Source organism: Cohnella rhizoplanae (assembly GCF_948329515.1).
In the GTDB taxonomy this organism is placed as follows: Bacteria; Bacillota; Bacilli; order Paenibacillales; family Paenibacillaceae; genus Cohnella; species Cohnella rhizoplanae.
This window is the reverse complement of the sequence record NZ_CAOJCN010000002.1, coordinates 414915-435118: the sequence shown is the minus strand read 5'-3', so window position 1 is coordinate 435118 and position 20204 is coordinate 414915. Positions and strand designations below refer to the sequence as shown.

The 20204-nt window shown below is 61.6% G+C and carries 17 protein-coding genes; 7 read left to right on the top strand and 10 right to left on the bottom strand.

The window, feature by feature from the left end; genetic code table 11:
• Nucleotides 1-13: 13 nt before the first annotated feature.
• Entirely contained in the window at nucleotides 14-1015 is a 1002-nt protein-coding gene (locus PQG80_RS06075) for a hydroxyacid dehydrogenase (protein WP_271750326.1), read from the bottom strand.
• Between the two features lies 1 nt (nucleotide 1016).
• Nucleotides 1017-1871, bottom strand: coding sequence for a sugar phosphate isomerase/epimerase family protein (locus PQG80_RS06070; protein ID WP_271750325.1), 855 nt, complete (start codon nucleotides 1869-1871; stop codon nucleotides 1017-1019).
• 156 nt (nucleotides 1872-2027) lie between these two features.
• Between PQG80_RS06070 and PQG80_RS06065 the strand changes: the two genes are divergently transcribed.
• From PQG80_RS06065 to PQG80_RS06055, 3 genes are all read left to right on the top strand, one after another.
• On the top strand, nucleotides 2028-2924 hold the full coding sequence (locus tag PQG80_RS06065) for an AraC family transcriptional regulator (RefSeq protein ID WP_271750324.1): 897 nt from the start codon (nucleotides 2028-2030) through the stop codon (nucleotides 2922-2924).
• Between the two features lie 129 nt (nucleotides 2925-3053).
• Nucleotides 3054-3809 (top strand): sugar phosphate isomerase/epimerase family protein, encoded by a 756-nt coding sequence (locus PQG80_RS06060; RefSeq protein ID WP_271750323.1) that lies wholly within the window; start codon nucleotides 3054-3056, stop codon nucleotides 3807-3809.
• An 86-nt stretch (nucleotides 3810-3895) separates the two neighbouring features.
• Nucleotides 3896-4696 carry an AraC family transcriptional regulator gene (locus tag PQG80_RS06055; protein ID WP_271750322.1) on the top strand — a complete coding sequence of 267 codons (801 nt, stop codon included), beginning with the start codon at nucleotides 3896-3898 and terminating at the stop codon, nucleotides 4694-4696.
• 255 nt (nucleotides 4697-4951) lie between these two features.
• Here the strand turns inward: PQG80_RS06055 and PQG80_RS06050 are convergent, their stop codons facing one another.
• Nucleotides 4952-5548 carry a TetR/AcrR family transcriptional regulator gene (locus PQG80_RS06050; RefSeq protein ID WP_271750321.1) on the bottom strand — a complete coding sequence of 199 codons (597 nt, stop codon included), beginning with the start codon at nucleotides 5546-5548 and terminating at the stop codon, nucleotides 4952-4954.
• Nucleotides 5549-5765: 217 nt separating this feature from the next.
• Between PQG80_RS06050 and PQG80_RS06045 the strand changes: the two genes are divergently transcribed.
• Nucleotides 5766-7265, top strand: a complete 1500-nt coding sequence (locus PQG80_RS06045) for a DHA2 family efflux MFS transporter permease subunit (protein ID WP_432432720.1) — start codon at nucleotides 5766-5768, stop codon at nucleotides 7263-7265.
• 62 nt (nucleotides 7266-7327) lie between these two features.
• Here the strand turns inward: PQG80_RS06045 and PQG80_RS06040 are convergent, their stop codons facing one another.
• The 7 genes from PQG80_RS06040 to PQG80_RS06010 all read right to left on the bottom strand — a co-directional run bounded on the left by PQG80_RS06040 (nucleotide 7328) and on the right by PQG80_RS06010 (nucleotide 16454).
• Nucleotides 7328-8422: a VanZ family protein gene (locus tag PQG80_RS06040; protein ID WP_271750320.1), complete on the bottom strand. Its 1095-nt coding sequence runs from the start codon at nucleotides 8420-8422 to the stop codon at nucleotides 7328-7330.
• Nucleotides 8423-8638: 216 nt separating this feature from the next.
• Nucleotides 8639-9013, bottom strand: a complete 375-nt coding sequence (locus tag PQG80_RS06035) for a hypothetical protein (RefSeq protein ID WP_271750319.1) — start codon at nucleotides 9011-9013, stop codon at nucleotides 8639-8641.
• Between the two features lie 184 nt (nucleotides 9014-9197).
• Nucleotides 9198-10757, bottom strand: a complete 1560-nt coding sequence (locus tag PQG80_RS06030) for a response regulator (RefSeq protein ID WP_271750318.1) — start codon at nucleotides 10755-10757, stop codon at nucleotides 9198-9200.
• Nucleotides 10757-12652: a sensor histidine kinase gene (locus PQG80_RS06025; protein WP_271750317.1), complete on the bottom strand. Its 1896-nt coding sequence runs from the start codon at nucleotides 12650-12652 to the stop codon at nucleotides 10757-10759. The genes PQG80_RS06030 and PQG80_RS06025 overlap by 1 nt, the downstream gene beginning before the upstream one ends.
• Nucleotides 12653-12755: 103 nt before the next feature.
• Nucleotides 12756-14489: a type 2 periplasmic-binding domain-containing protein gene (locus PQG80_RS06020; RefSeq protein WP_271750316.1), complete on the bottom strand. Its 1734-nt coding sequence runs from the start codon at nucleotides 14487-14489 to the stop codon at nucleotides 12756-12758.
• Nucleotides 14490-14563: 74 nt separating this feature from the next.
• Nucleotides 14564-15454, bottom strand: coding sequence for a carbohydrate ABC transporter permease (locus PQG80_RS06015; protein ID WP_271750315.1), 891 nt, complete (start codon nucleotides 15452-15454; stop codon nucleotides 14564-14566).
• Nucleotides 15455-15482: 28 nt separating this feature from the next.
• Nucleotides 15483-16454: an ABC transporter permease gene (locus tag PQG80_RS06010; protein WP_271750314.1), complete on the bottom strand. Its 972-nt coding sequence runs from the start codon at nucleotides 16452-16454 to the stop codon at nucleotides 15483-15485.
• 249 nt (nucleotides 16455-16703) lie between these two features.
• Here PQG80_RS06010 and PQG80_RS06005 point away from each other — a divergent pair, with 249 nt between their 5' ends.
• The 3 genes from PQG80_RS06005 to PQG80_RS05995 all read left to right on the top strand — a co-directional run bounded on the left by PQG80_RS06005 (nucleotide 16704) and on the right by PQG80_RS05995 (nucleotide 20063).
• Nucleotides 16704-17321 carry a TetR/AcrR family transcriptional regulator gene (locus tag PQG80_RS06005; protein WP_271750313.1) on the top strand — a complete coding sequence of 206 codons (618 nt, stop codon included), beginning with the start codon at nucleotides 16704-16706 and terminating at the stop codon, nucleotides 17319-17321.
• A gap of 51 nt (nucleotides 17322-17372) precedes the next feature.
• Nucleotides 17373-19751 carry an MMPL family transporter gene (locus PQG80_RS06000; protein ID WP_271750312.1) on the top strand — a complete coding sequence of 793 codons (2379 nt, stop codon included), beginning with the start codon at nucleotides 17373-17375 and terminating at the stop codon, nucleotides 19749-19751.
• A gap of 159 nt (nucleotides 19752-19910) precedes the next feature.
• Nucleotides 19911-20063: a hypothetical protein gene (locus PQG80_RS05995; protein ID WP_271750311.1), complete on the top strand. Its 153-nt coding sequence runs from the start codon at nucleotides 19911-19913 to the stop codon at nucleotides 20061-20063.
• The last annotated feature ends 141 nt before the right edge of the window (nucleotides 20064-20204 follow it).

Genomic DNA, 20204 nt, shown 5'->3' with positions numbered 1-20204 from the left:
AACGCTGCCCGGGTTATCTAGGCGTCAGCCGGCGGAAATGCTCGCGGGTGACGGTGCCGACCGGCGCTTCGCCCTTCGTGAACCGATGAAGCTCGTCGACGATAAAATCGCAAAGGTCTTGCTTCAGCAGGCCGTGGAAGCCGCCGATATGCGGCAGGCAGAGCACGTTATCCATGGTCAGCCATTCGTGCTCCCTAGGGAGCGGCTCCGCGGCGTACACGTCGAGCGCGGCGAAGATACGCCCCGCGCGCAGCTCGTCCGCCAGCGCCTGCTCCTGCACGATCGGCCCGCGCGCCGTATTGACGAAGAGCGCGCCGTCGCGCAGCCGCGAGAGCTGCTCCGCGCCGATCATGCCCTCGGTCCGGGGCGTCCACGTATTGTGCAGGGACACGATGTCGCTGCGCTCGAACAGCTCGTTCAGCCCGACGAGCTCGGCGCCCAGCGCCGCGGCTTCCTCCGGCGGGCAATATCCCGAGTGGAGCAGCAGCTTCACGCCGAACGGCTTCAGCATCGAGACGACCTGCCTGGAGATCTCGCCGTAGCCGACGAGACCGACGGTCCGCCGCGTCACGCCGAGCACGCGCTCCTTGTTGTTGTTGCTCCACTGCCCCCGCTTCAGGCGGGCGGCATAGCCAGCATGGTCCCAGGCGCCGGCCAGGATAAGCGACACGGCGAGCTCGGCGGTCGAGCGCCCGAGCACCGTGTTGGCGCTCGTCACGACGATCGGCGCGTCGAACGCGTCCTCGCCGACGATCGACGCCACGCTGCCTGCGCCGTGGCCGATGAACTTCAGCTTGCCGGCGCGCGCCAGCGCTTCCGGCGTAAAGAAGGGCGAGCCCCAAGATGTGATGCAAGCGTCGTACTCGCCGATCCGCTCGGCCAGCCGCGCGCTGTCGAACCGCTCGCCGGGCGGGACGAAGTCCGCCTCGGAGAAGCTTGCCAGCTTATCGCGGACCGACGGACGCCAGAACATTTCGAGCAAGCCCGGGTCCGAGATCGTTACCAATGTCTTCATGTTATATCCCTCGTTTCGCCAGAGTCTCAAGCATATGTCGCATCCGCGCCGTATAGTCCGGGAATACCGTCTCGGGCTCCATGCCCGGAACCTGAAGCTCCGGCCGCCACTTGGTCTCCCACTCCAGGGAATAGCTGCCCGCGTACCCCGCGCGCTCGAGCGTCTCCACGATCGACGCGATCGGGACCTGTCCCTCTCCGATCCGCGTATACTTCCAGCTGCTGCGCAGCGGATCCTCGAAGGGGACGCCGTCCTTGACGTGCACGTGCGCGCATTGGGCCCCCAGCAGCTCCACCGTCTCCTCCGGCCGTTCGCCTTCTTCGAGCGGATGGATAATATCGTAGATCACCGCGCAGTTGTCGCGTCCGACGTCGTCCAGCAGCTTGCGCAGCGACCGTCCTGTCGCGAACTCGTTGTGCGTCTCGATCCAGACGGGCACGCCGTACGGCGCCGCGTAGTCGCAGGCTGCCGCGATGTTGGTTACGAGCTGCGCGTAAGGAATCGCGGGCATTTCCTGGTCTCTGCTTACGGTGAAGTACCCCAGGAACACCCGCACGCCGCCGGCATGCAGGTCATGCCCGAGCCGCACGGCCCCCTTCAGATTCTCCAGCTGCGCGGCGTCGCCAGCAAGTCCCGTGAAGCAGACGCCGGAGGCGATGTCCGTCACCCGTACGCCCGCCCGTTCGAACTGGCGCAGCGCTCTTTTCCGCTCCTCTGCCGTCATATCGGACGATACGCCCCAGGGAGCGCCCTCGCGCAGCTCCATGCCGCCGAAGCCGCAGCGGACGGCCAGCTCGAGCATGGCGTCGAGCGTCCAGCCCTCGCAGGGCAGCGTGCTGAATGCCAATCGGTTCATGACGCACCCTCCTCTCCATTCCGTCGCATGCGATCGGACATGATGATTATGGCAGGGCCGCCGGCGAAAGCGCCTTCCTTTTTCCGCGCTTCTTTTGAACATTTCCGAGAATCCGTGTACCATGGAGAGTATAGAACGAGACGCTGCGGAGGTCTTATGCCCGATTATCCGATATACGGTTCCAAAGAAATGCTCGACGACGCGTTCCCGTTCAAGATCGAGGTCCGGCGCCCGGAGACGATGAACGCGGTCCTGCACGCCCACGAGCATATGCAGCTGTGCTACATGCGCTCAGGCAGCTGCCTGCACTGGGCGGGCGGACAACGGCATGTGCTGACCAAGGGAGACTTATTCTCGATCCCCCCTTACCAGGAGCACCGGCTCGAGCGGCGGGACGCGATGGACTTCGTCATGATCCAGGTCGACTTCATGCCCCATGCGATCCATGAGAGCTTCAGGGATCTCGCCAGCATCGAGACGTTCGTGGACTTCGCCTTCATCCGTCCGCTCATCGCCGAGGCCGATCTGATGCCCAAGATGACGCTGCCCCTGCCCGCGCAGGCCGTGGTCGAGAACCTGCTGGACGTCATCGTCGCCGAATGGACGGACAAGGAGGAAGGGTATCGGCTCGCGATCCGGGCCGAGCTGCTCAAGCTCCTCGTGCTCACTTGCCGGCAGTATAAGCGCTATTCCGGCGCGGAGAGCTCGCGCGAGCGGCAGCAGGTCGCCCATCACCGCAAAGCGTTTTTCGAAACGATCGAATATATGGAACGCCACTATGACGAGGAGCTGCATCTGGAGGACATGGCGGCCAGGGCGCTCATGGCGCCGTCGTACTTCAGCAATCTGCTGAAGCTGGTGAAGGGCAAGTCGTATATCGAGCTGCTGTCCGCGCTGCGCATCCAATCCGCCATGGAGCTGCTGCGGGGAACGGACCTGAGCGTGACCGAGATCGCGGCACGCGCGGGATACAATCACATCAGCCACTTCAACCGGACGTTCAAAAAGCATACCGGACTTACGCCCGGCGATTATCGCAAGCATCAGACTTGAGGCCTATGCCCGCGCCCCGAGCAGTCAGATCGTTCATGTTTTAATGACATCCTTTATATCCGCGCCGCTGCAAGCGCTCTTATAATAGAGGAAATACGCGAACAAGCTGCGAATACGGAGGATGCGAACATGAAGAAACTGCCTGTCGGACTGCAATTGTATACGTTAAGGGACGAGCTGGAGAGGGACTTCGAGACGGTCATGGGGAAGGTGGCCGAGATCGGGTATGCGGGAGTCGAGTTTGCCGGCTATTACGGCTACGGCCCGGAACGTCTGCGGGACCTGATGGACCGGCTGTCGCTGACGACGGTCAGCAGTCATGTCAACGTGAACCGCCTCCGCCATCATCTGGAGGAGGAGATCGCCATGAACCTGGCGCTCGGCAGCCGTTACGTCGTCTGTCCCGGGATCGCCGCGTCGGAGCGGATGCCCCTGCCCGAGGCCGCCGCGTTTTTCGAGGAATGCGGCAAGCGATTCGCGGATAAAGGCATCGTATTCGGCTTCCACAATCACGCCGTCGAATTCACGGAGACGTACGAGGACGAGCGCTGGTTCGACGCGTTCTTCGGCCGCACCTCTCCGGCATTCATGAAGAGCGAGCTCGACGTATGCTGGGTCGCGCATGCCGGCTGCGATCCGGTCGAATATCTGCAAAAGTACGCGTGGCGCGTGCCCCTGATCCATCTGAAGGATATGCGCAAGTCCGCGGACGGCTCCGTCGAGACGGTGGAGCTCGGCCGCGGCGACATGGACCTGCCCGCCGTCCTGGCCGCAGCCGAAGCCGTCGGCACGGAATGGCTCATCGTGGAGCAGGACGACTGCGCCGGTCCCGCGCTCGACAGCGTGAGCATCAGCAGGGAGTGGCTCACCGCGCGCGGATACTGAGACGCGGCCGGCCGTCTGTCGGAACCGGGTCGGAGGCTCCGGAGGGGGGCGGGCTCCCGAAGCATGAATCGAAGGAGGTCGTCCCGATGTCGGATACGCCTATGCGCGCCGATCCGCTGTACGTCGGCATGGCGCATCACAAGCGGCGTTCGAGGTATCCCTGCCAGCGGCTCGGCACCTATATCATCCGGCTCCAGACGAGCGGCGGCTGCGAAGCGCTGATCGACGGCGCGTTCGTCCGGATCGTGCCGGGCGACCTGCTGATGTTCCGTCCCGGAGATCCGTACGAGCTCATCCTGAAGGATAACAGCATCGATTATTACGTCATCTGCACCGGCTCCTGGGTCGACCGCTGGTGGGATGGCTTCGCGCCTCCCCGGAAGACGTCCATCCCGCTCGACGACGAGCTGCTGAAGCTATGGAGCCGGCTCGAAAAGGAGACGCTCATCGCGGGCGGTGCGGGCAGCGAGCTGACCGACTACACGCTTCGCGCGTTTTGCCTGACGCTGCAGCGCCTGTACGAGACGGCGGGACCGGAGAAGGCGTCCAGTCCCGCGTACACCGCATACGGCATCAAGCGCTACATCGATCAGCACGCCACGGAGCCGCTCACGCTAGAGCAGATCGCGAAGCACGCGGGCATCAGCATCTCGCGGACGGTCTCGCTGTTCAAGCGAAGCTTCAACCAGTCGATCATGAGCTATGCGATCGAAGCCCGTCTCGCCGTCGCCTGCGAGCGGATCCGGCACACCTCGATGACGCTCGACGCGGTCGCCGGCTCCTGCGGCTTCAACAGCTACACGTATTTTCACCGTCAGTTCCGGATGCGCTACGGGCTGTCTCCCCGCCAGTACCGGGAGGAGCAGCAGAAGGGCGCGAGCCTCTGAGATTGGATAAAAATCGCTTTTCGCACAGCCGATTCGGCTATCGAAGAGCGATTTTTTTGCTTTCTCACGCCCATACGCATTCAGCATTCCTGCTGCAGCGGGTGACTCCCAACCTGCTCGTCTCCGTCGCGGGCGCGCGCATCGTCAGTTCTGCCTTTTCCGCTGCTCGCGGCCAAGCTCTTGACCGAGGCCTCGCTCTTCCTGTTCAGCTATTGGTGGCAGCGGAAACACGTATACTAGCAGCCGTCTCATCGATCACCTCTTGGGCAAATGCTCACGCCGCAGCAGCGAGAACTGCTTGGCCATGAACTGCGGCGTATACGGCATGTCCGCGCGCAGCCAGGCGATGATCGTGCCGATCAGTGCCGAGGACCCGTACCAGACGGCGATATCCCGCTTGATCCCCGTAGCCGCGAGACCCGCCTCTCCCTCCGGACGCTCTACGCGGTCGATGACCATGTCAGAGAGCAGCTTAAGCAGACGCTCCGTGAACACCGTCGTCCGCTTGGTCGCGAGGATGACCTTGTAGAACCGGAAGTGCTCCGCCATATGCTCGAGCAGATTCACCATGAGCGGCCATTCCCCGTCCTTGTCCGCGAGCGGATTCGCCTCGTTCAAGCGCAGAATCGCGCGGATGTCTTCGATCATGTCGTCGGCCATCTTCTCCATCATGTCCGGGATGTCCCGATAATGCAGGTAAAAGGTGACTCGGTTGATCGTGGCCCGCTCGGCAAGACGGTTCACCGATATTTTCTCGATCTCCATCTCCTCCAGCAGCTCCACCAAGGCGTCCCGCAGCAGCCGGCGCGTGCGGACGATACGCGGATCCGTGCGCGATGTCGATTGATTCATTCTTCAAATCCCCTTTCACCGCGGCATAACTTACACATTTCGCAAAACCTGTAGAACTTCTCCGGACTAAACGACAAATCATGAAAATAGTGATGACTAATTTACACATTGCGAATTAATGTCGATTGCAAACCGCGCCGATCCGGTTAAAATCTAATTTATGCCGTGTTGATTATATTACAGAGTGTAAATTTAGTCCACCGTGGACTTGAAAGGGATGGCGCAAGTGAGTAAAAACTTGGCTGGAGAGAGCGGTTCGATCCGCAAGGGGCCGATCCTGTTCATTATGATTCTGGGGGCGTTCCTCGCTACGTTGAACCAGACCATCATGAGCGTCGCCACGCCGGAATTGATGGTCGACTTCGATATCTCGGCGACGACGGCCCAATGGCTGACCACCGGCTACATGCTGGTGAACGGCGTATTGATTCCGATTACGGCTTATTTAATGCAGCGGTTCACGACCCGGGAGCTGTTCCAGGCGTCCATGATGATCTTCCTGGTCGGTACGCTCGTATCGGCCGTCGCCTCGGGCTTCCCCGTCCTGCTGACGGGGCGCCTCATCCAGGCGGCCGGCGCAGGCATTATTATGCCGCTGCTGATGAACGTCATCCTGACGCTGTTCCCGCCGAACAAGCGCGGCGCGGCCATGGGGATGGTCGGCTTCGCCATCATCTTCGCGCCTGCGATCGGACCGACGCTCGCCGGATACGTCCTGGAGAATTTCCCTTGGGAAACGATGTTCTACGGCATGCTGCCGTTCGTCGCCATCGTCATTATCCTGGGCTTCGTGTATCTTCGCAACGTGTCGGAGCGGTCCTTCCCGAAAATCGATAGGGTCAGCGTGGTCCTGTCCACGATCGGATTCGGCGCCGTCCTGTTCGGCTTCAGCCGGGCAGGCAGCCTCGGATGGTCGAGCGCGGAAGTGTTCGCTTACCTGATCGCGGGCGTCGTCTCTCTGGGCCTCTTCACGTGGCGTCAGCTGGCGTCGCACAACCCGCTGCTCGACCTGCGCGCGTTCAAGTACGATATGTTCACGCTGACGACGATCATCAACATCGCCGTCACGATGATGATGTACGCGGACATGATGCTGCTGCCGCTGTATCTGCAGAACGCGCGGGGCTATACCGCGCTCGAGTCCGGTCTCCTCATGCTCCCGGGTTCGCTCCTGATGGGCTTCATGATGCCGATCACGGGCAGGCTGTTCGACAAGTTCGGCGCCAAGTGGCTGTCCGTCATCGGGATGGCGATCACGATCGGCACGACGATCGGCTTCATGAACTTGACGGATTCGACCAGTTATACCTATCTGGTGCTCATGTCGACTGGCCGGCGGATCGGGATGGCGATGTTCCTGATGCCGATCACGACGGCGGGCCTCAATCAATTGCCGCCGAGGCTCGGCGCCCACGGCACGGCGATCTCGAATACGATCAAGCAGGTCGCCGGCGCCATCGGCACCTCCCTGTTGGTCACTGTCATGACGGACCGGACCAAGACGCACTATACGGAGATGGCGGCCGCCGGCGGAACGGATCAGGCGCATATGTCGATGGAGGCGATGATCCAGGGCATCAACGACGCCTATCTGGTTATCGTAGCGATCGGCGTCGTCGGGCTGCTGCTCTCCTTCTTCATCAAGCGCAAGGATCATCCGCATGAGGTGAGGGACCTGTCCGAGCGGCCGACCGCGGCCAGGGCGCAGGAAGCTTAAACATCAAAAAGGATGAAGCGGCCGAGGGGCTGCTTCATCCTTTTTTTTGCCGGCTTGCCCGATTACCCGACGACCTGGCGGGTATCGCTCCACTTGTCGTGGAACGGCGCGCGGCGGCGATTGAAAAAGCACCGGACCAGGTGGACCGCCAGCCATGCGTTCATCGCGAACAGCCCCACGGCGTACGGAATGAGCGCGAGCGGGGGAAAATCCCGCACGGCGACGGCCGGATACGCGAGATTGGCGCCGCCCGCGATCAGGTAGAGCAAGCCGTACCGCACGGCGAGCGCGCCGATCGACGGACGGTCGCCGTCTCCCTTGCCGCGCAAGCGAATGCGCACGACCCACTTGCCGGCGGTCCGTCCCTTCGTCATCCAGGGCAGGACGATAAAATAAACGATGACGACGGCCGGATAGACGTACAGAAAGGGAACGCGCATCACTGCCAGCACGGCGCAGACCGGCAGCAATACGCACCAGTCGATCGCGGCCGCGAGCAGCCTCCGCGTATAGCCTACCCGCTTCGCGGCCAGGTCGACGCCTTCGTCCAGCCGGTCGATACGGGGCAGGCGGCTCGCCAGCCATTCCGCCGTGACGTACCCGATCATGCCCCCGAGCGTATTCGTGATCAGATCGTCGACGTCGAACAGGCGGTACGGATAATCGTAGATTCCATAGATGCCCGTCACCTGCGTCGTCTCGAACAAGAGAGACAGACTCAAAGAGAGCACCAGGCACCGCGCCCAGCGGGCACGCAGATAATACCGCAGGAACAGCCCGAACGGGATCGTCAGCAGCACGTTGAACGCCACCTGGAGTACCGCCCGTTCGCCGAACAAATGCGGGTACGTCGACGGACGGCCGAACGATACGCCGGTCTCCCGGACGATGTCGGCCAGGAAGTGGAACGGTATCCACTGGAAATACGAGTCCGCCTCGAGGGGCGCATTATGAATCGACTGCGGCAGCGGCAGCAAGACCAGGTAAACGGCGTTGAGCAGATACAGCAGCAGGAGGTACAGCATCAGTGCCCTGAACTTGTGGATATAGCCATGACGACGATACTGCACGACCAGGAACGGAACGGTGAAGATCGCGGCCGCGATCGGAAAGCTCAGAAACGCGTAGGAGATCGGAAACAAATAAAAGCCGACCATTTAGAAACACCTGCCATTTACATGTTCAGGCTATACTATACCGCATTCCGAAACAAAACGCCCCCGCTCCAGGTCGATTGACCCGCTCGAATCAGGGAATCCATCAAGTGGCTACGCTTAAGCGCTAAGCGCTACGGGATCCCCATGACTAAAGATTCGCATGAAAAAGCCGGCAGCCCAAATGGGCATGCCGGCTCCGGTCCGCGCGAAGCGGGATTACTGCCTGATCACGAGGATGTCGCGCGGCGGATTGCCCGAGCTCTGAATCCGCGAGATCTCGTTGTTCGTCAGATTACGTCCGACCAGAACAAACGAAGACGTCACATTGTTGAAGTTGAGACTGCCCAGGTTCGCTACGTTCTGGCTGCCGCGGAACACGCGGAACGAGCCTTGAAAGTTAACCTGCGAAAACAGGACAAGCGTGACCTCGGCGCTCTGTACGACGTTGCGAAGCCGGAAGCTGGACAGCAGGTTGTTGTACCGGAACGCTCCCAGATCGCGGACGGCGACGCCTCCCCGTCTAAATATAATTCGACGTCCGGTAAAGTTGGTCCCGGACCAAAGCGTGAGGCGAATATCGCGATTTGCCAATATGAACACTCCCTCTCTTAGGATAAAACAGTATATTCGAGCGAGAAGCAATGGAATAAGACATATGGACGAGGAAAAAAGCTTGTTTTATATTCCCGGCGCATCGCGCAATAAAAAACCGAGCGCGGCAGGAACTGTCTCCTGCGTACGCTCGGTTCATCCTTACTTATGGTCGCGGTACCGTTCAACGCGCAGGATGTCCGGCCGCCAGCCGCCTGGCGCGGTACTCGGACGCCGGGACGCCCTCGAGCTCCCGGAATACGCGGTTGAACTGCTTCGCGTTTTCGAAGCCGACCTTTTGCCCGATTTCGTATATTTTCTCGTCCGTCCGCGCCAGCAGCTCCTTCGCCTTGGCGATCCGCACGGCCTTGACGTACGAGATGAAGCTCTGGCCCGTGAATTCCTTGAACAGCTCGCTGAAGTACGAGTAATTCAGCGACACGTGATTGGACACCGTCGCCATATTCAGGTCCTCCGCGTAATGTTCTTCGATGTAGGCCACGGCCTTCTTCATCTCCCGGTTGTCCGCCAGCGCCGAGCGAACCGTCCGGACGTAATCGTTCAGCCGGAACAGGAGATTTTCCGCCTGGTGGAAATATTCGTGAATGTCCGAAAAGCGATAAATGCTGCCCACTCGCTTATACAGCCGCAAAATTTCCAGCGATTCTTCGCCGTAGGTGCGGAACACATCGTCGAACACCATCTCGTTCAGCAGCTTGCTGAGGCGTTCCAAATAGTCCAGCGAGACCTCCGACGTCTTCTTCAAATCGAACAACCGCAACAGTATCGCCTTCATCTCCGGCTCGCGGTCCGTCCCCAGCATATTGGCAAGCCTGCGGATGTCGTCGACCGGCACCTCCAGCACGTCCTCCCTGTCCATTACGCTCTCGTACCGGATGAGCGAAGAGCCGCAGCGCGGCTGCAGCAAGCTGTAGCCCGCGGCCCTCCGCGCCTCCGCGTAGCCGGCGCGGATCTCCTCGAGCCGCTCCTTCCGGCGGCTGAGCCCGATATGGTAGGCGGAGGAGACGCTCTTCTCCTTCAAATACAGCATCAACCGGTCGAACAGCTCCGCCTCGCCGGTCAATATAATCAGATAGCCGTCCTGATCCTCCAGATGGAACGACGCGCGGCCTTCGCGGCTGCGCGCGAGGTACTCCTGCGCAAGCACGTTCTGCCGACCGTCGCCGGCGAACTTGAGCGCGCCGACGCGGAAGGCCGGCTCCAGGCTGTGCAGTCCCGCGGACCGGCAGCGCTCGGCCGCTTCGGCAGGCTCGACGGCGGGATGCACGAAAATATAGTTCAGCTGGGCCGTCCGCAGCGCCTCCCGGACCCGGTCGGCTTCGCCTAACCGGCTCTCCGCATCCTCGGCGCGGTTCAGTTCCTCCTCCACTCTGTCCAGAATGCCGTACATCTCCTCCCGGACGATCGGCTTCAGCAGATACTCCCGGACATCGAATCTGATCGCTTCCTTGGCGTAGCCGAAGTCGTCGTGGCCGCTCAGGATGATGACCGCCGTCCTCGGGGACAGCTCGGCCGCATGCCGGATGAGCGTCAAGCCGTCCATCCGGGGCATGCGGATGTCCGTAATCAGGATATCGACCGGCCGTTCCTCGAGGAACGCCAGCGCCTCCGCCCCGTCGGCGGCCAGCGACACGGCATACCGCTCCCGGTACTGGCGCTCGATCATGGCCTTCAGACCGCAGCGTATGTTTTTCTCGTCGTCGACGATGAGCAGCGTTCGCATCAGCCGGCGCCTCCCGTCAATATAAAGTAAGGAATCCGAATGACGACGCGCGTATAGGCGCCTTCTTCGCTTTCCACCGCGAGCCCGTATTCCTTGCCGTAATAAAGCTGAATCCGCTGATGCACGTTGCGCAGCCCGATGCCTCCGCCTTCCTGGCCGCCATCCGTCCCGGCCGCCGCGCCCGGCAAGACCGGCATCTCATGGGCGATCGAACGGTTGAGCCGGGCCGCCCGATCGGCCGGCATGCCGCAGCCGTCGTCGCGGACGGCGAGCAGCATCGTCCCCTCGCGCACCTCCGCCTCGATGCGGATCGTCAGCGCCTCCGCGGACGAGGCGCGCAGACCGTGCTTAACGGCGTTCTCCACGATCGGCTGCAGCGACATCTTGAGCAGCTCCTGGTCGGGAAGAGACGGCGGGATGTCGAGGGCCAGACGAATCTTGTTCTCGTAGCGGATGTTCATGATGGCGATATAGTTGGTAATATGCGCCACCTCGTCGCGCAGCCTCACGTATTCGCTCGTCCATTTGAGGTTATATCGCATCAATCCGCCCAATGAGGTCAGCGCATCGGAGATCGGATACTGCCCCTCCACCTCCGCCATCATCTTGATGTTTTCCAGCGTATTGTACAGGAAGTGGGAGTCGATCTGATTTTTGAGCGACCGCAGCTCGGTCTCCTTGGACGCCGCCTTCTTGTTCACCGCGTCCGCGATGAGCTCGTTGATCTTGCGCAGCATCTTGCGGAAGTGATGCGCCAGCTCTCCGACCTCGCCCCCTCCCCGGACCGTCAGATCGAACCCGAAGTCCCCCTTGCGCGCCTTCTTCATCGAATCCGCCAGGATATGAAGCTTCTTAAGAATGAGCGCGTTCAGAAAATACGTCGCGATCCCGAGAATCGCGATCAGGATGACGTTGGCCGCGATAATGCGGTCGCGCGTGTGCCTCGTGCTGTCCAGCACGTGCTGCAGCGAGACGATATTCACCATCCGCGCGCCGAGGGGTTCGATCTCGCGGGTCACGGCGAGGAACGGCCGGCCGCCGAGCGCGAGGCGGAACGACCCAGAGGGCGCCCGGTCTGCCAAGCCGAGCGACGCGGCAAGCTCATCCGGCGTTATTCCGGTGGTAGCAAGCAGCTTCTGGTTCCGGTCGTAATAGAGCCTTCCCTGCGCGTCGGCGATGACAAGCTGGGACAGATCGTCCTGGCTGCTGCCGAAGGTCTTGGGGAAGAAGCTCGACATGAGCATATCGACCTCTAGGATGCCGGCATGGACGCCGAGCGGATACATAATCTCCTTCAGAAAAGCCACCTTGGGCATGCCGGCGCCGGCCGAATCTCCGGCCCCGGTCTTCACGGGGTCCGGGTCCCTCGGCGACAGATACCATTCGGTCCGCTCCAGCGAAGCGTTCAGCCGGTCGAACCAGGGCTCCGAGGCGACGCGCCTCTGATCCCAGAACACGGGCGACATCTCGTTGATCCGCTTGTTGTCGAAGAAGATGCGGATATGCGCGAGATTCGGGTTGTTGTACTGCAGCCGGGTCAGGACCGGTACGACCCGCGTGCTGAAGTCGATCAGCTCGGAGGTATCGGGCTCCGTCGCGCGGGAGATATAATCGAGCACGTCCTGGTCTAGCAGGCTCAGATTGGCCGCCCGCTGCATCGTCTCGATATTGTTGTCGATATTGAGCCGCTCGATCTCGAGCGTGCTTTCGTTTTTCTTTTCCATATCGTCGATCGCGCTGCCCGTGAACTGCCTGAACAGCAGCAGCGAGATCAGGACGCTCGGGATGAGCAGGATAAGCACGTAGGACAGGATCAGCCGCGTCTGCAGCGACCACTGCTCCTGCCGCTCCATCAGTCTCCGCATCGTTTTTTTCCAGGGTATCCGTTTACGCATGCCGTCACTTCCGTTTGCCGTCGTAGTCGCCGCTCCGTCTTCAAAATCCAAAAGGACATGCCGTCCCTCGCGGGACGGCAGCCCTTGGTCACAGCCACTCGGCTTACTTCATGAAATCCGCCAGCTTCTTGGCGTTCTCCTCGAACTTCTTCTGACGGTAAGCCTGCATGCCGTCGTAACCCGCCTTGGCGCGGTCGTCCTTGAACTGCTGCAGAAGCTTGTCGAACTCCGCTTCGTTCTTCGCCAGCAGCAGCTTGGGCAGCGCCTTGCTCCAGAGCGTGTCGATCTTGGTCTTCGCGATTCCCTCGGGCGACGTGGCCGGCGGATCGATCAGATCGTACTGCGAGTAGCTGACCGTCTTGCCCCGGGTCCAGTCCTCCATCTGCTTGGCCGGCTCTACGCTCGGCGGCGCCCACTGAAGGTTCATGTTGGTGTCCATCAGCATCCAGAAGGTGTACGACGAGCCGTACTTCTTGTCGAAGGACGTGCGGTCGGACTGCATGAGCTGCAGCGCCTCCGGCTTGAACTGATCCTTGCCGTCGATCGTGTCGTACGAGAAGCCCTTCTCGCCGAGGTACAGGTCCTTCTGCCCTTCCTCGCTGATGAGGTAGCTGAGGAACTTGATGGCGCGCGCTTTATCCTTGACGTCCTTGGAGATGAGGGTCACCGTCCAGCCTGAGATCGAAGGCCCGGCCAGCTTGGGCGGGTCCTGGTTCGCGTTGGCCGGGCCGTCCACGGCGATATAGACCGAGTTCGGGTCCTTCGCGTACAGCACGTTCTCCTGGGCTGCCAGATCGGACCGCTGATAGATCATCGCGAAGTAGCGCCCCTGCGAGATCTTCTCCTCCATCTGCGTGCGCTTGTCGATGAAGATATCCTTGGCGAGCAGGCCGTCCTGGTTCGCCTGGCGGAATACCTTGAGCCACTTCACGTATTCCTCGTTGTCGACGAGCGCGTACTTGTCGTTCAGCTTGCCGTCGATGTCCCGCGGGATCGCCAGGAAGTCCGCCAGATAGTCCTCGAGCGAGTAGTTGCCCGTCGGCGTGAACTCGTGCAGGCCGAGCGGGATGAGCGGCTGGCCGCCCACGTCGGCGAACTTCTCCTTCGCGGCCTTGAGGGCGGCCAGGAAGCCTTCCGGCGTCCGCATATCCGGCTTGCCCAGCGCCTCGTACATATCCTTGCGCACGAGGAACGTCTGGTTGGACGTGAAGTTCGTGCCGTACTTCTCATAGTCCTTGGGCGAGGACGATGCGTTCGGGTAGCCGTACACGTTGCCGTCCGGCTGCGTATACCAGCTCAGCTTCGCCGGATCGGCGACCTTGAAGAAGTACGGGTCGTACTCCTTGGCCAGCTCGTTCAGCGGCAGCACGAGACCGCCCTCCTGCATCTTCTTGACCGCGTCCTCGTACCAGCCGAGCGTGATGAAGTCCGGCAGCTTGCCGGAGGCGATCATCGTGTTCATCTTCTCGTTCTCGTTGCCCGCAGGCACGATGAAGTTGATATTGACGCCCGTCTTCTTGGTGACGTACTGGGAGGTCGGATCGACGCCCCATTTGTTGGGGAACCAGGAGAAGTTCAAGTACCAGTCGAACGTGATCGGCTTGGCGGCGTCGGCCTGCCAGCCTGGCGCGTCGGCGGACGCGTCGCCGGAGGCTTCCGCGCTCGCGGAAGCGGAGGCCGACGGCGCGGCGCTGGCGGAAGGACTGGCACTGCCTGTAGCGGCGCTTGAGCTCGCCTGGTTCTCGTTGTTGCTGCCGCCGGCGCAGGCCGACAGCGAGAACGTCAGCGCGAGCAGCAGCGTGGAAGCGATCGTTTTGTTGGATACGCGTTTGGTCATGTTCGTTCCCCTTTGCACTTATTTTATCAGCTATGGGTAAGTCGTGGTTGCCTGAATGGATGATGCTGCGCGCGTCAGCCCTTGATCGATCCGATCATGAGCCCCTTCACGAAGTAACGCTGCAGGAACGGATAAGCGAGGACGATCGGCAGCGTCGTGACGACCATCGTCGCCATTTTGACAGAGTTAGACGTGACGGACTTCGTCATGCCGCCCGCGGCCGACGTAACCATCTGGCTCGTATCGTTCTGCGCGACGACGCGGTACAGGAACGTCTGGATCGGCTGCAGCTCGGTATTCTGCGTGATGTAGATGACGCCGGCGAAGTAGTCGTTCCACTGCCATACCCCGTGGAAGAGCGCGATCGTCGCGACGACCGGCAGCGAGACCGGGATCACGACCCGGAGGAACAGCACGAGGTCGTTGGCGCCGTCGATCTTGGCCGCCTCCTCGAGACCCTGCGGCAGCTCCCGGAAAAACGAGACGAAGATAATCAGGTCGAAGAAGCTGAACATGGCCGGGATAATGTAAACGAAAAAGTTGTCCAGCAGATGGAGGTCGCGGATCAGCAGAAAGGTCGGAATCAGCCCGCCGTTGAAGATCATCGTGATCGTGCCCAGGACCATGTACGCATTGCGGCCGATCAGCTCCCGCCGGGAGAATGCGTAGGCGACCATCGCCGTGAAAAAGACGTGAAGCGCGGTGCCCGCCAGCGTCTTGGCGACCGTAATCCCCATCGCGCTCAGAATGCCGGGATTGCCGATGACCGCGGCATAGTTGTCCCAGGTGAACACCCGGGGCAGCCAGTAGATGCCGCCTCGCATGGCGTCCTGCCCGCTGTTCAGCGAGTTGGCGAGCACGTACCAGACGGGGTAGAGCGTCAGGAAGCAGATGACGAGCATGAGGACCATGTTGATGCCGTCGAAGACGGCCTCGCCTCGGGTTCTCCGTTTTAATGCGAACATCGGATGCCCTCCTTTCTCTCGATTTCGGTCAGAACAAGGTGGATTGATTCAGGCGCTTCAGGACGCCGTTCGCGCCTAGCAGCAGCCCCAACGTGATGACCGACTTGATCAGGCCGACCGCGGTCGCATAGGAGTAGCGGGACTGCGAGATGCCCGTCTGGTAGACGAAGATGTCGATGACGTTGCTCGCGCTGTCGTTCAGCGCGTTGCGCATGACGAAGATCTGGTCGAAGTTGGAATTCAGGATGCCGCTGACCGCCAAAATGAACAGAATCGAGATCGTGCCGGCGATGCCGGGCAAGGTGACGTACCGCATCTTCTGGAACCGCCCGGCGCCGTCGATCGTCGCGGCCTCGTACATCTCCGGCGATACGCTGGCCATGGCCGCGAGGTAGATGATCGCCGACCAGCCGAGCTCCTTCCAGATATCCGAGGCGACCACGATCGTCCAGAAGTAGTTCGGGCTGGCCAGATAATCGACCGGCTCGCTGATGAGCCCGAGCGCCAGCAGGAACTTGTTGATGACGCCCACGTCCGAGAGCCAGGTCGTCAAGATGCCGCCCAGGATGACCCAGGACAAAAAGTGCGGCAGATAAGAGATCGTCTGTACGGACTTCTTGAATCGGACCGACCGCAGCTCGTTCAGGAACAGGGCGAACAGGATCGGCAGCGGGAATCCGACGATCAGCTTGAGCAGGCTGATCCCGATCGTATTGCGAATGACGCCGGGCAGCTGGTCGTCCGACAGAAATTCCCGGAAATGCGCCAGCCCGACCCAGGGCGCCTCTCCGACCGACTGGATGATGTTGTATTCCTTGAACGCGATGACGAGGCCGTACATGGGGATGTAGTTGAACACGATCATCCATGCCGCGCCGAGCAAGGCCATCGCCTGCAGATATCGCTGCGCGAGCAGCTTTCTCGCCCACCGGGCCGTCCAGCCTCCACTGGCGCGCGTGCGCGGTCGCGGCGCATCCCGAACCTCCGCGGGGGATTCCATGCGGCCCTTCCTCCTGTCTCCCGGAACATGTAAGTGTTTTCATTTATTTGTATTGTACGATTCGGAACTCGGGGTTGGGTAGGCGCGATATTTCGTATCGCGTCTCCGTTTTTCGGAAGTTGAACCGTCACAATATCGTAATACGTTACCCGTTGTGCAACTTTGCCCAATGGGCAATAATATAAATAGGGCTACTGCTTATGATAGAAATCTAAGATTCAAAAAATCGAGGTGTGCGAATCAGCGCGTATGATGATCAAACAAAGCCTGAGGGATCTGAAGAAAGAGGCGACCGCGCACGCGCTGGCCGACGCGGCCTACGAGCTTGCGCTGGAGCGGGGGCTGGACGGCTTCGTGGTCGACGATATCGCGCAGCGCGCCGGTTACTCCAGGAGAACGTTCGCCAACCATTTCTCGTGCAAGGAAGAAGCGGTCGTCATGGCGACCGTCGCCTTCAAGGAGAAGGCCGAGCCGGAGGATCTGCTGGCCAGCATCGCCGAAGACGCTCACCCGCTCGATACGCTGTACCATCTGCTCAAGATGCGGCTAACCGAGGAGCTCTTCCGGAAAATGCGCACGCTCGTGACCATGTCGAAGCAAGCGCCGACGCTTGAGCCGTACATCCTCATCCTGCTGCGCAAGCTGCAAATGGAGGCGGAGACGATACTCGGCGAGCTGTCCCGCGGACGTTATCCGCACAGCTATGCCCAGCTGCTGGCCGGCGCGACCTACGGCATCATGCTCCCGCTCATCGACGGCAGCCTTCACGTGCGCTTCCCTGACGAGCCCGCGGCCGATTCCCCGGACGCGATGACGTTCGAGCAGTATTTGGACCAAGCCTTCCGGTATTTGCGCAGCGGCTTCTAATCTGGTTTCCCGCAATGACTTTTTATAGATAAAAGGAGAGAATCCCCTGCTATGTCGACATTCCTGTACAAGGTGGGCAAGACCGCCTATGCCAAGCCGTGGCAATTCATCATCGGCTGGGTCGTGATCCTCGGCGTCGTCGGCGCCCTGCTCGGCGCGAACGGCATCCATGTCAGCTCTGAAATGAAGATCGAAGGAACGGAATCGCAGAAGGTGCTGGACCAACTGGCGCAGGAGCTGCCGGCGGCATCCGGCGGACAGGCCAGCGTCGTGTTCACCGTGCCGAAGGGCGAACGGCTCGATACGCCGGATCGGATCGCCTCGATCCAGAAGGCGGTCGGGGAAGTGTACAGCCTCGAGTATGTGATCAATCCTGCCGAGCTGGCGGCGCAGGCCGGCGCATCGGCGGACGGCCAGGCTGCCGGGCAAGCTGCCGGTCAGGCAAGCGGCGGCGCAGGAGGCGGCCAGGCAAGCGCGGAGCCCGGCGCCTCGGCCGCTGCCGGAGACCAGAGCCAAGCTGCGGCAGCAAGCGCTGCCAGCGCGCCTTCTTATGGCCCGCTCATGGCCGGCGGCGTCCCGGTGCCGGGCGTGATCCTGTCCGGGGACGGCAGCGTCGCGCTGTTCCAGTTCCAGTTCACCGTACAGCAGACCTCGCTGCCGCAGGAGGTTCCGGACCATGTCCTTGACGCCGTCGCGGCCGTAGAGCAGGGCGGCTCCGGCATCACCGCGCTGCCGAGCGACTCGCTCTCGAGCAAGCCGGCGATCGGCTCTACCGAGGCCATCGGTCTCGTCGTGGCAGCCGTCGTCCTGCTGATGACGCTCGGTTCGGTCGTCGCCGCCGGCCTGCCGCTGCTGACCGCCCTTCTCGGCGTCGGGATCAGCGTCGGAGCCGCTTACGCGTTCTCCACTTTCTTCACGATGACCGATATTACGCCGGTGCTGGCGCTGATGGTCGGGCTTGCCGTCGGCATCGACTATTCCCTCTTTATCGTCAACAGGCAGCGCCGCATGATTATCGACCAGGGCCTTAGCGCCCGCGATGCGGCGAGCCGCGCCGTCGGCACGGCAGGCAGCGCCGTCTTCTTCGCCGGACTCACGGTCATCATCGCCCTGTGCGGCATGCTCGTCATCGGCATCTCGTTCTTGTCCGCAATGGCGCTCGTCGCGGCGGCGACCGTATTCGTCAACGTGCTCCTGGCCCTCACGCTGCTGCCGGCGCTGCTCGGCCTCATCGGCGAGCGCATCTGCTCGTCGAAGGCGCGCGGCAAGAACGGCACCGCCTCAACCCAAGCGAGCCACGGCTTCGCGCATAGCTGGGTGTACGGCATCGTCAAGACCCGCTGGCTGGTCGTGGTCGCCGTCGTCGTCATTCTCGGCGCGGCCGCGATCCCGGTTGCCGATATGAAGCTGGGCATCCCTTCGGGCGCCACGGCGAACCTCGACACGGGCAACAGGCAGAGCTACGACGCGATATCCGAAGGGTTTGGGGAAGGCTACAACGGTCCGTTGCTCCTGGTCGCCGAGCCGAAGGCCCAGGGCGGCAAGATCACGGCCGAGACGCTGGGCGCGCTGGTACAGGGCCTCCAGCAGCAGGAAGGCGTCGCGCTCGTCTCGCCGATGGGCGTCAATCAGGAAGGCAACATCGGCATCATCAGCCTGATCCCGACCACCGGTCCGACCGATACGGCGACCAAGAACCTCGTGCAGGCGCTCCGCGCGCCGGATTCCGCCTTCGCGCAGAAGAGCGACGTCAGCATCGGCGTCACCGGCTTCACCGCCATCAATATCGACATGTCCGCCAAGCTGGCGGATGCGTTCCCGGTGTATATCGTCATTATCGTCATTCTGTCGCTCATTATCCTGCTGCTCGTGTTCCGCTCGATCATCGTCCCGATCAAGGCGACGGTCGGCTTCCTACTCAGCGTGCTCGCCACGTTCGGGATCACGACGGCCGTCTACCAGTGGGGCTGGCTCCATTCGCTGTTCGGATTCGATACCGGCGGCCCGCTCCTCAGCTTCATGCCGATCCTCGTGACCGGCATTCTGTACGGCCTGGCGATGGACTACCAGGTGTTCCTGGTGAGCTCCATGCGGGAATCGTACGTGCACGGACACAAGGGGATGAGCAGCGTCGTGCACGGCTACGAGCAAGCGAGCCGCGTCGTCGTGGCAGCGGCCGTGATCATGGTCTCCGTCTTCGCGGGCTTTATCTTCGCGCACGACATCATGATCAAGCAGATCGGCTTCGCGCTCGCCGTGGGCATCCTGATCGACGCCTTCGTCGTCCGCATGGCGCTCGTGCCCGCCGTCATGGCCCTCTTCGGCAACGCCGCCTGGAAGCTGCCGCGCTGGCTCGACCGCATGCTGCCGAATCTCGACGTCGAGGGCGACAAGCTGCTCGCGAAGCTCAAGGCGGAGGGCGACCGCTGATCGTTGCCGCTAAGCCCTGGCGCCTGCATCCGTTAACGCGGACGCAGGCGCTTTTCACTTACCTCGCCGGCGCTTTTCACATCCGTTCCCAGCATAGCCGGCCGGCCGATTCGGAAAAGCTAATGGAGCTGTTCCATCATCGATCAGGAGGTGCATCCCATGCCGAACAACAAGCAAAACCAAACGACCCGCAAAGGCAAGAACCAGAACGCGAACCCATTCTCCTCCACGAGCCAAAGCGACACGGAATTCGCGTCCGAGCAATCCCCGGGCACCGGCTCCGTCACGAAGCTGCCTAGCCGCAAGGGCTAATCGACGAATCGCATGGATGGACTGCCGCGCAATCGGCAGTCTTCTTTGCGTTTATGACGCCCCTGGCGACGGTCGCGGAAGGCGACTTGCTGGATATATCCGGGAAATTTGGGCAACGTAACTCCGATCGACGGTCTATGC

Coding starts and splice junctions, on each gene's coding strand:
- PQG80_RS06060 (WP_271750323.1), top strand. CDS start 3,054: ATGAAGAAACTGCCTGTCGGACTGCAATTGTATACGTTAAGGGACGAG.
- PQG80_RS06045 (WP_432432720.1), top strand. CDS start 5,766: ATGGCGCAAGTGAGTAAAAACTTGGCTGGAGAGAGCGGTTCGATCCGC.
- PQG80_RS06010 (WP_271750314.1), bottom strand. CDS start 16,454: ATGGAATCCCCCGCGGAGGTTCGGGATGCGCCGCGACCGCGCACGCGC.
- PQG80_RS05995 (WP_271750311.1), top strand. CDS start 19,911: ATGCCGAACAACAAGCAAAACCAAACGACCCGCAAAGGCAAGAACCAG.
- PQG80_RS06075 (WP_271750326.1), bottom strand. CDS start 1,015: ATGAAGACATTGGTAACGATCTCGGACCCGGGCTTGCTCGAAATGTTC.
- PQG80_RS06030 (WP_271750318.1), bottom strand. CDS start 10,757: ATGCGAACGCTGCTCATCGTCGACGACGAGAAAAACATACGCTGCGGT.
- PQG80_RS06025 (WP_271750317.1), bottom strand. CDS start 12,652: ATGCGTAAACGGATACCCTGGAAAAAAACGATGCGGAGACTGATGGAG.
- PQG80_RS06070 (WP_271750325.1), bottom strand. CDS start 1,871: ATGAACCGATTGGCATTCAGCACGCTGCCCTGCGAGGGCTGGACGCTC.
- PQG80_RS06040 (WP_271750320.1), bottom strand. CDS start 8,422: ATGGTCGGCTTTTATTTGTTTCCGATCTCCTACGCGTTTCTGAGCTTT.
- PQG80_RS06020 (WP_271750316.1), bottom strand. CDS start 14,489: ATGACCAAACGCGTATCCAACAAAACGATCGCTTCCACGCTGCTGCTC.
- PQG80_RS06065 (WP_271750324.1), top strand. CDS start 2,028: ATGCCCGATTATCCGATATACGGTTCCAAAGAAATGCTCGACGACGCG.
- PQG80_RS06005 (WP_271750313.1), top strand. CDS start 16,704: ATGATGATCAAACAAAGCCTGAGGGATCTGAAGAAAGAGGCGACCGCG.
- PQG80_RS06050 (WP_271750321.1), bottom strand. CDS start 5,548: ATGAATCAATCGACATCGCGCACGGATCCGCGTATCGTCCGCACGCGC.
- PQG80_RS06055 (WP_271750322.1), top strand. CDS start 3,896: ATGTCGGATACGCCTATGCGCGCCGATCCGCTGTACGTCGGCATGGCG.
- PQG80_RS06015 (WP_271750315.1), bottom strand. CDS start 15,454: ATGTTCGCATTAAAACGGAGAACCCGAGGCGAGGCCGTCTTCGACGGC.
- PQG80_RS06000 (WP_271750312.1), top strand. CDS start 17,373: ATGTCGACATTCCTGTACAAGGTGGGCAAGACCGCCTATGCCAAGCCG.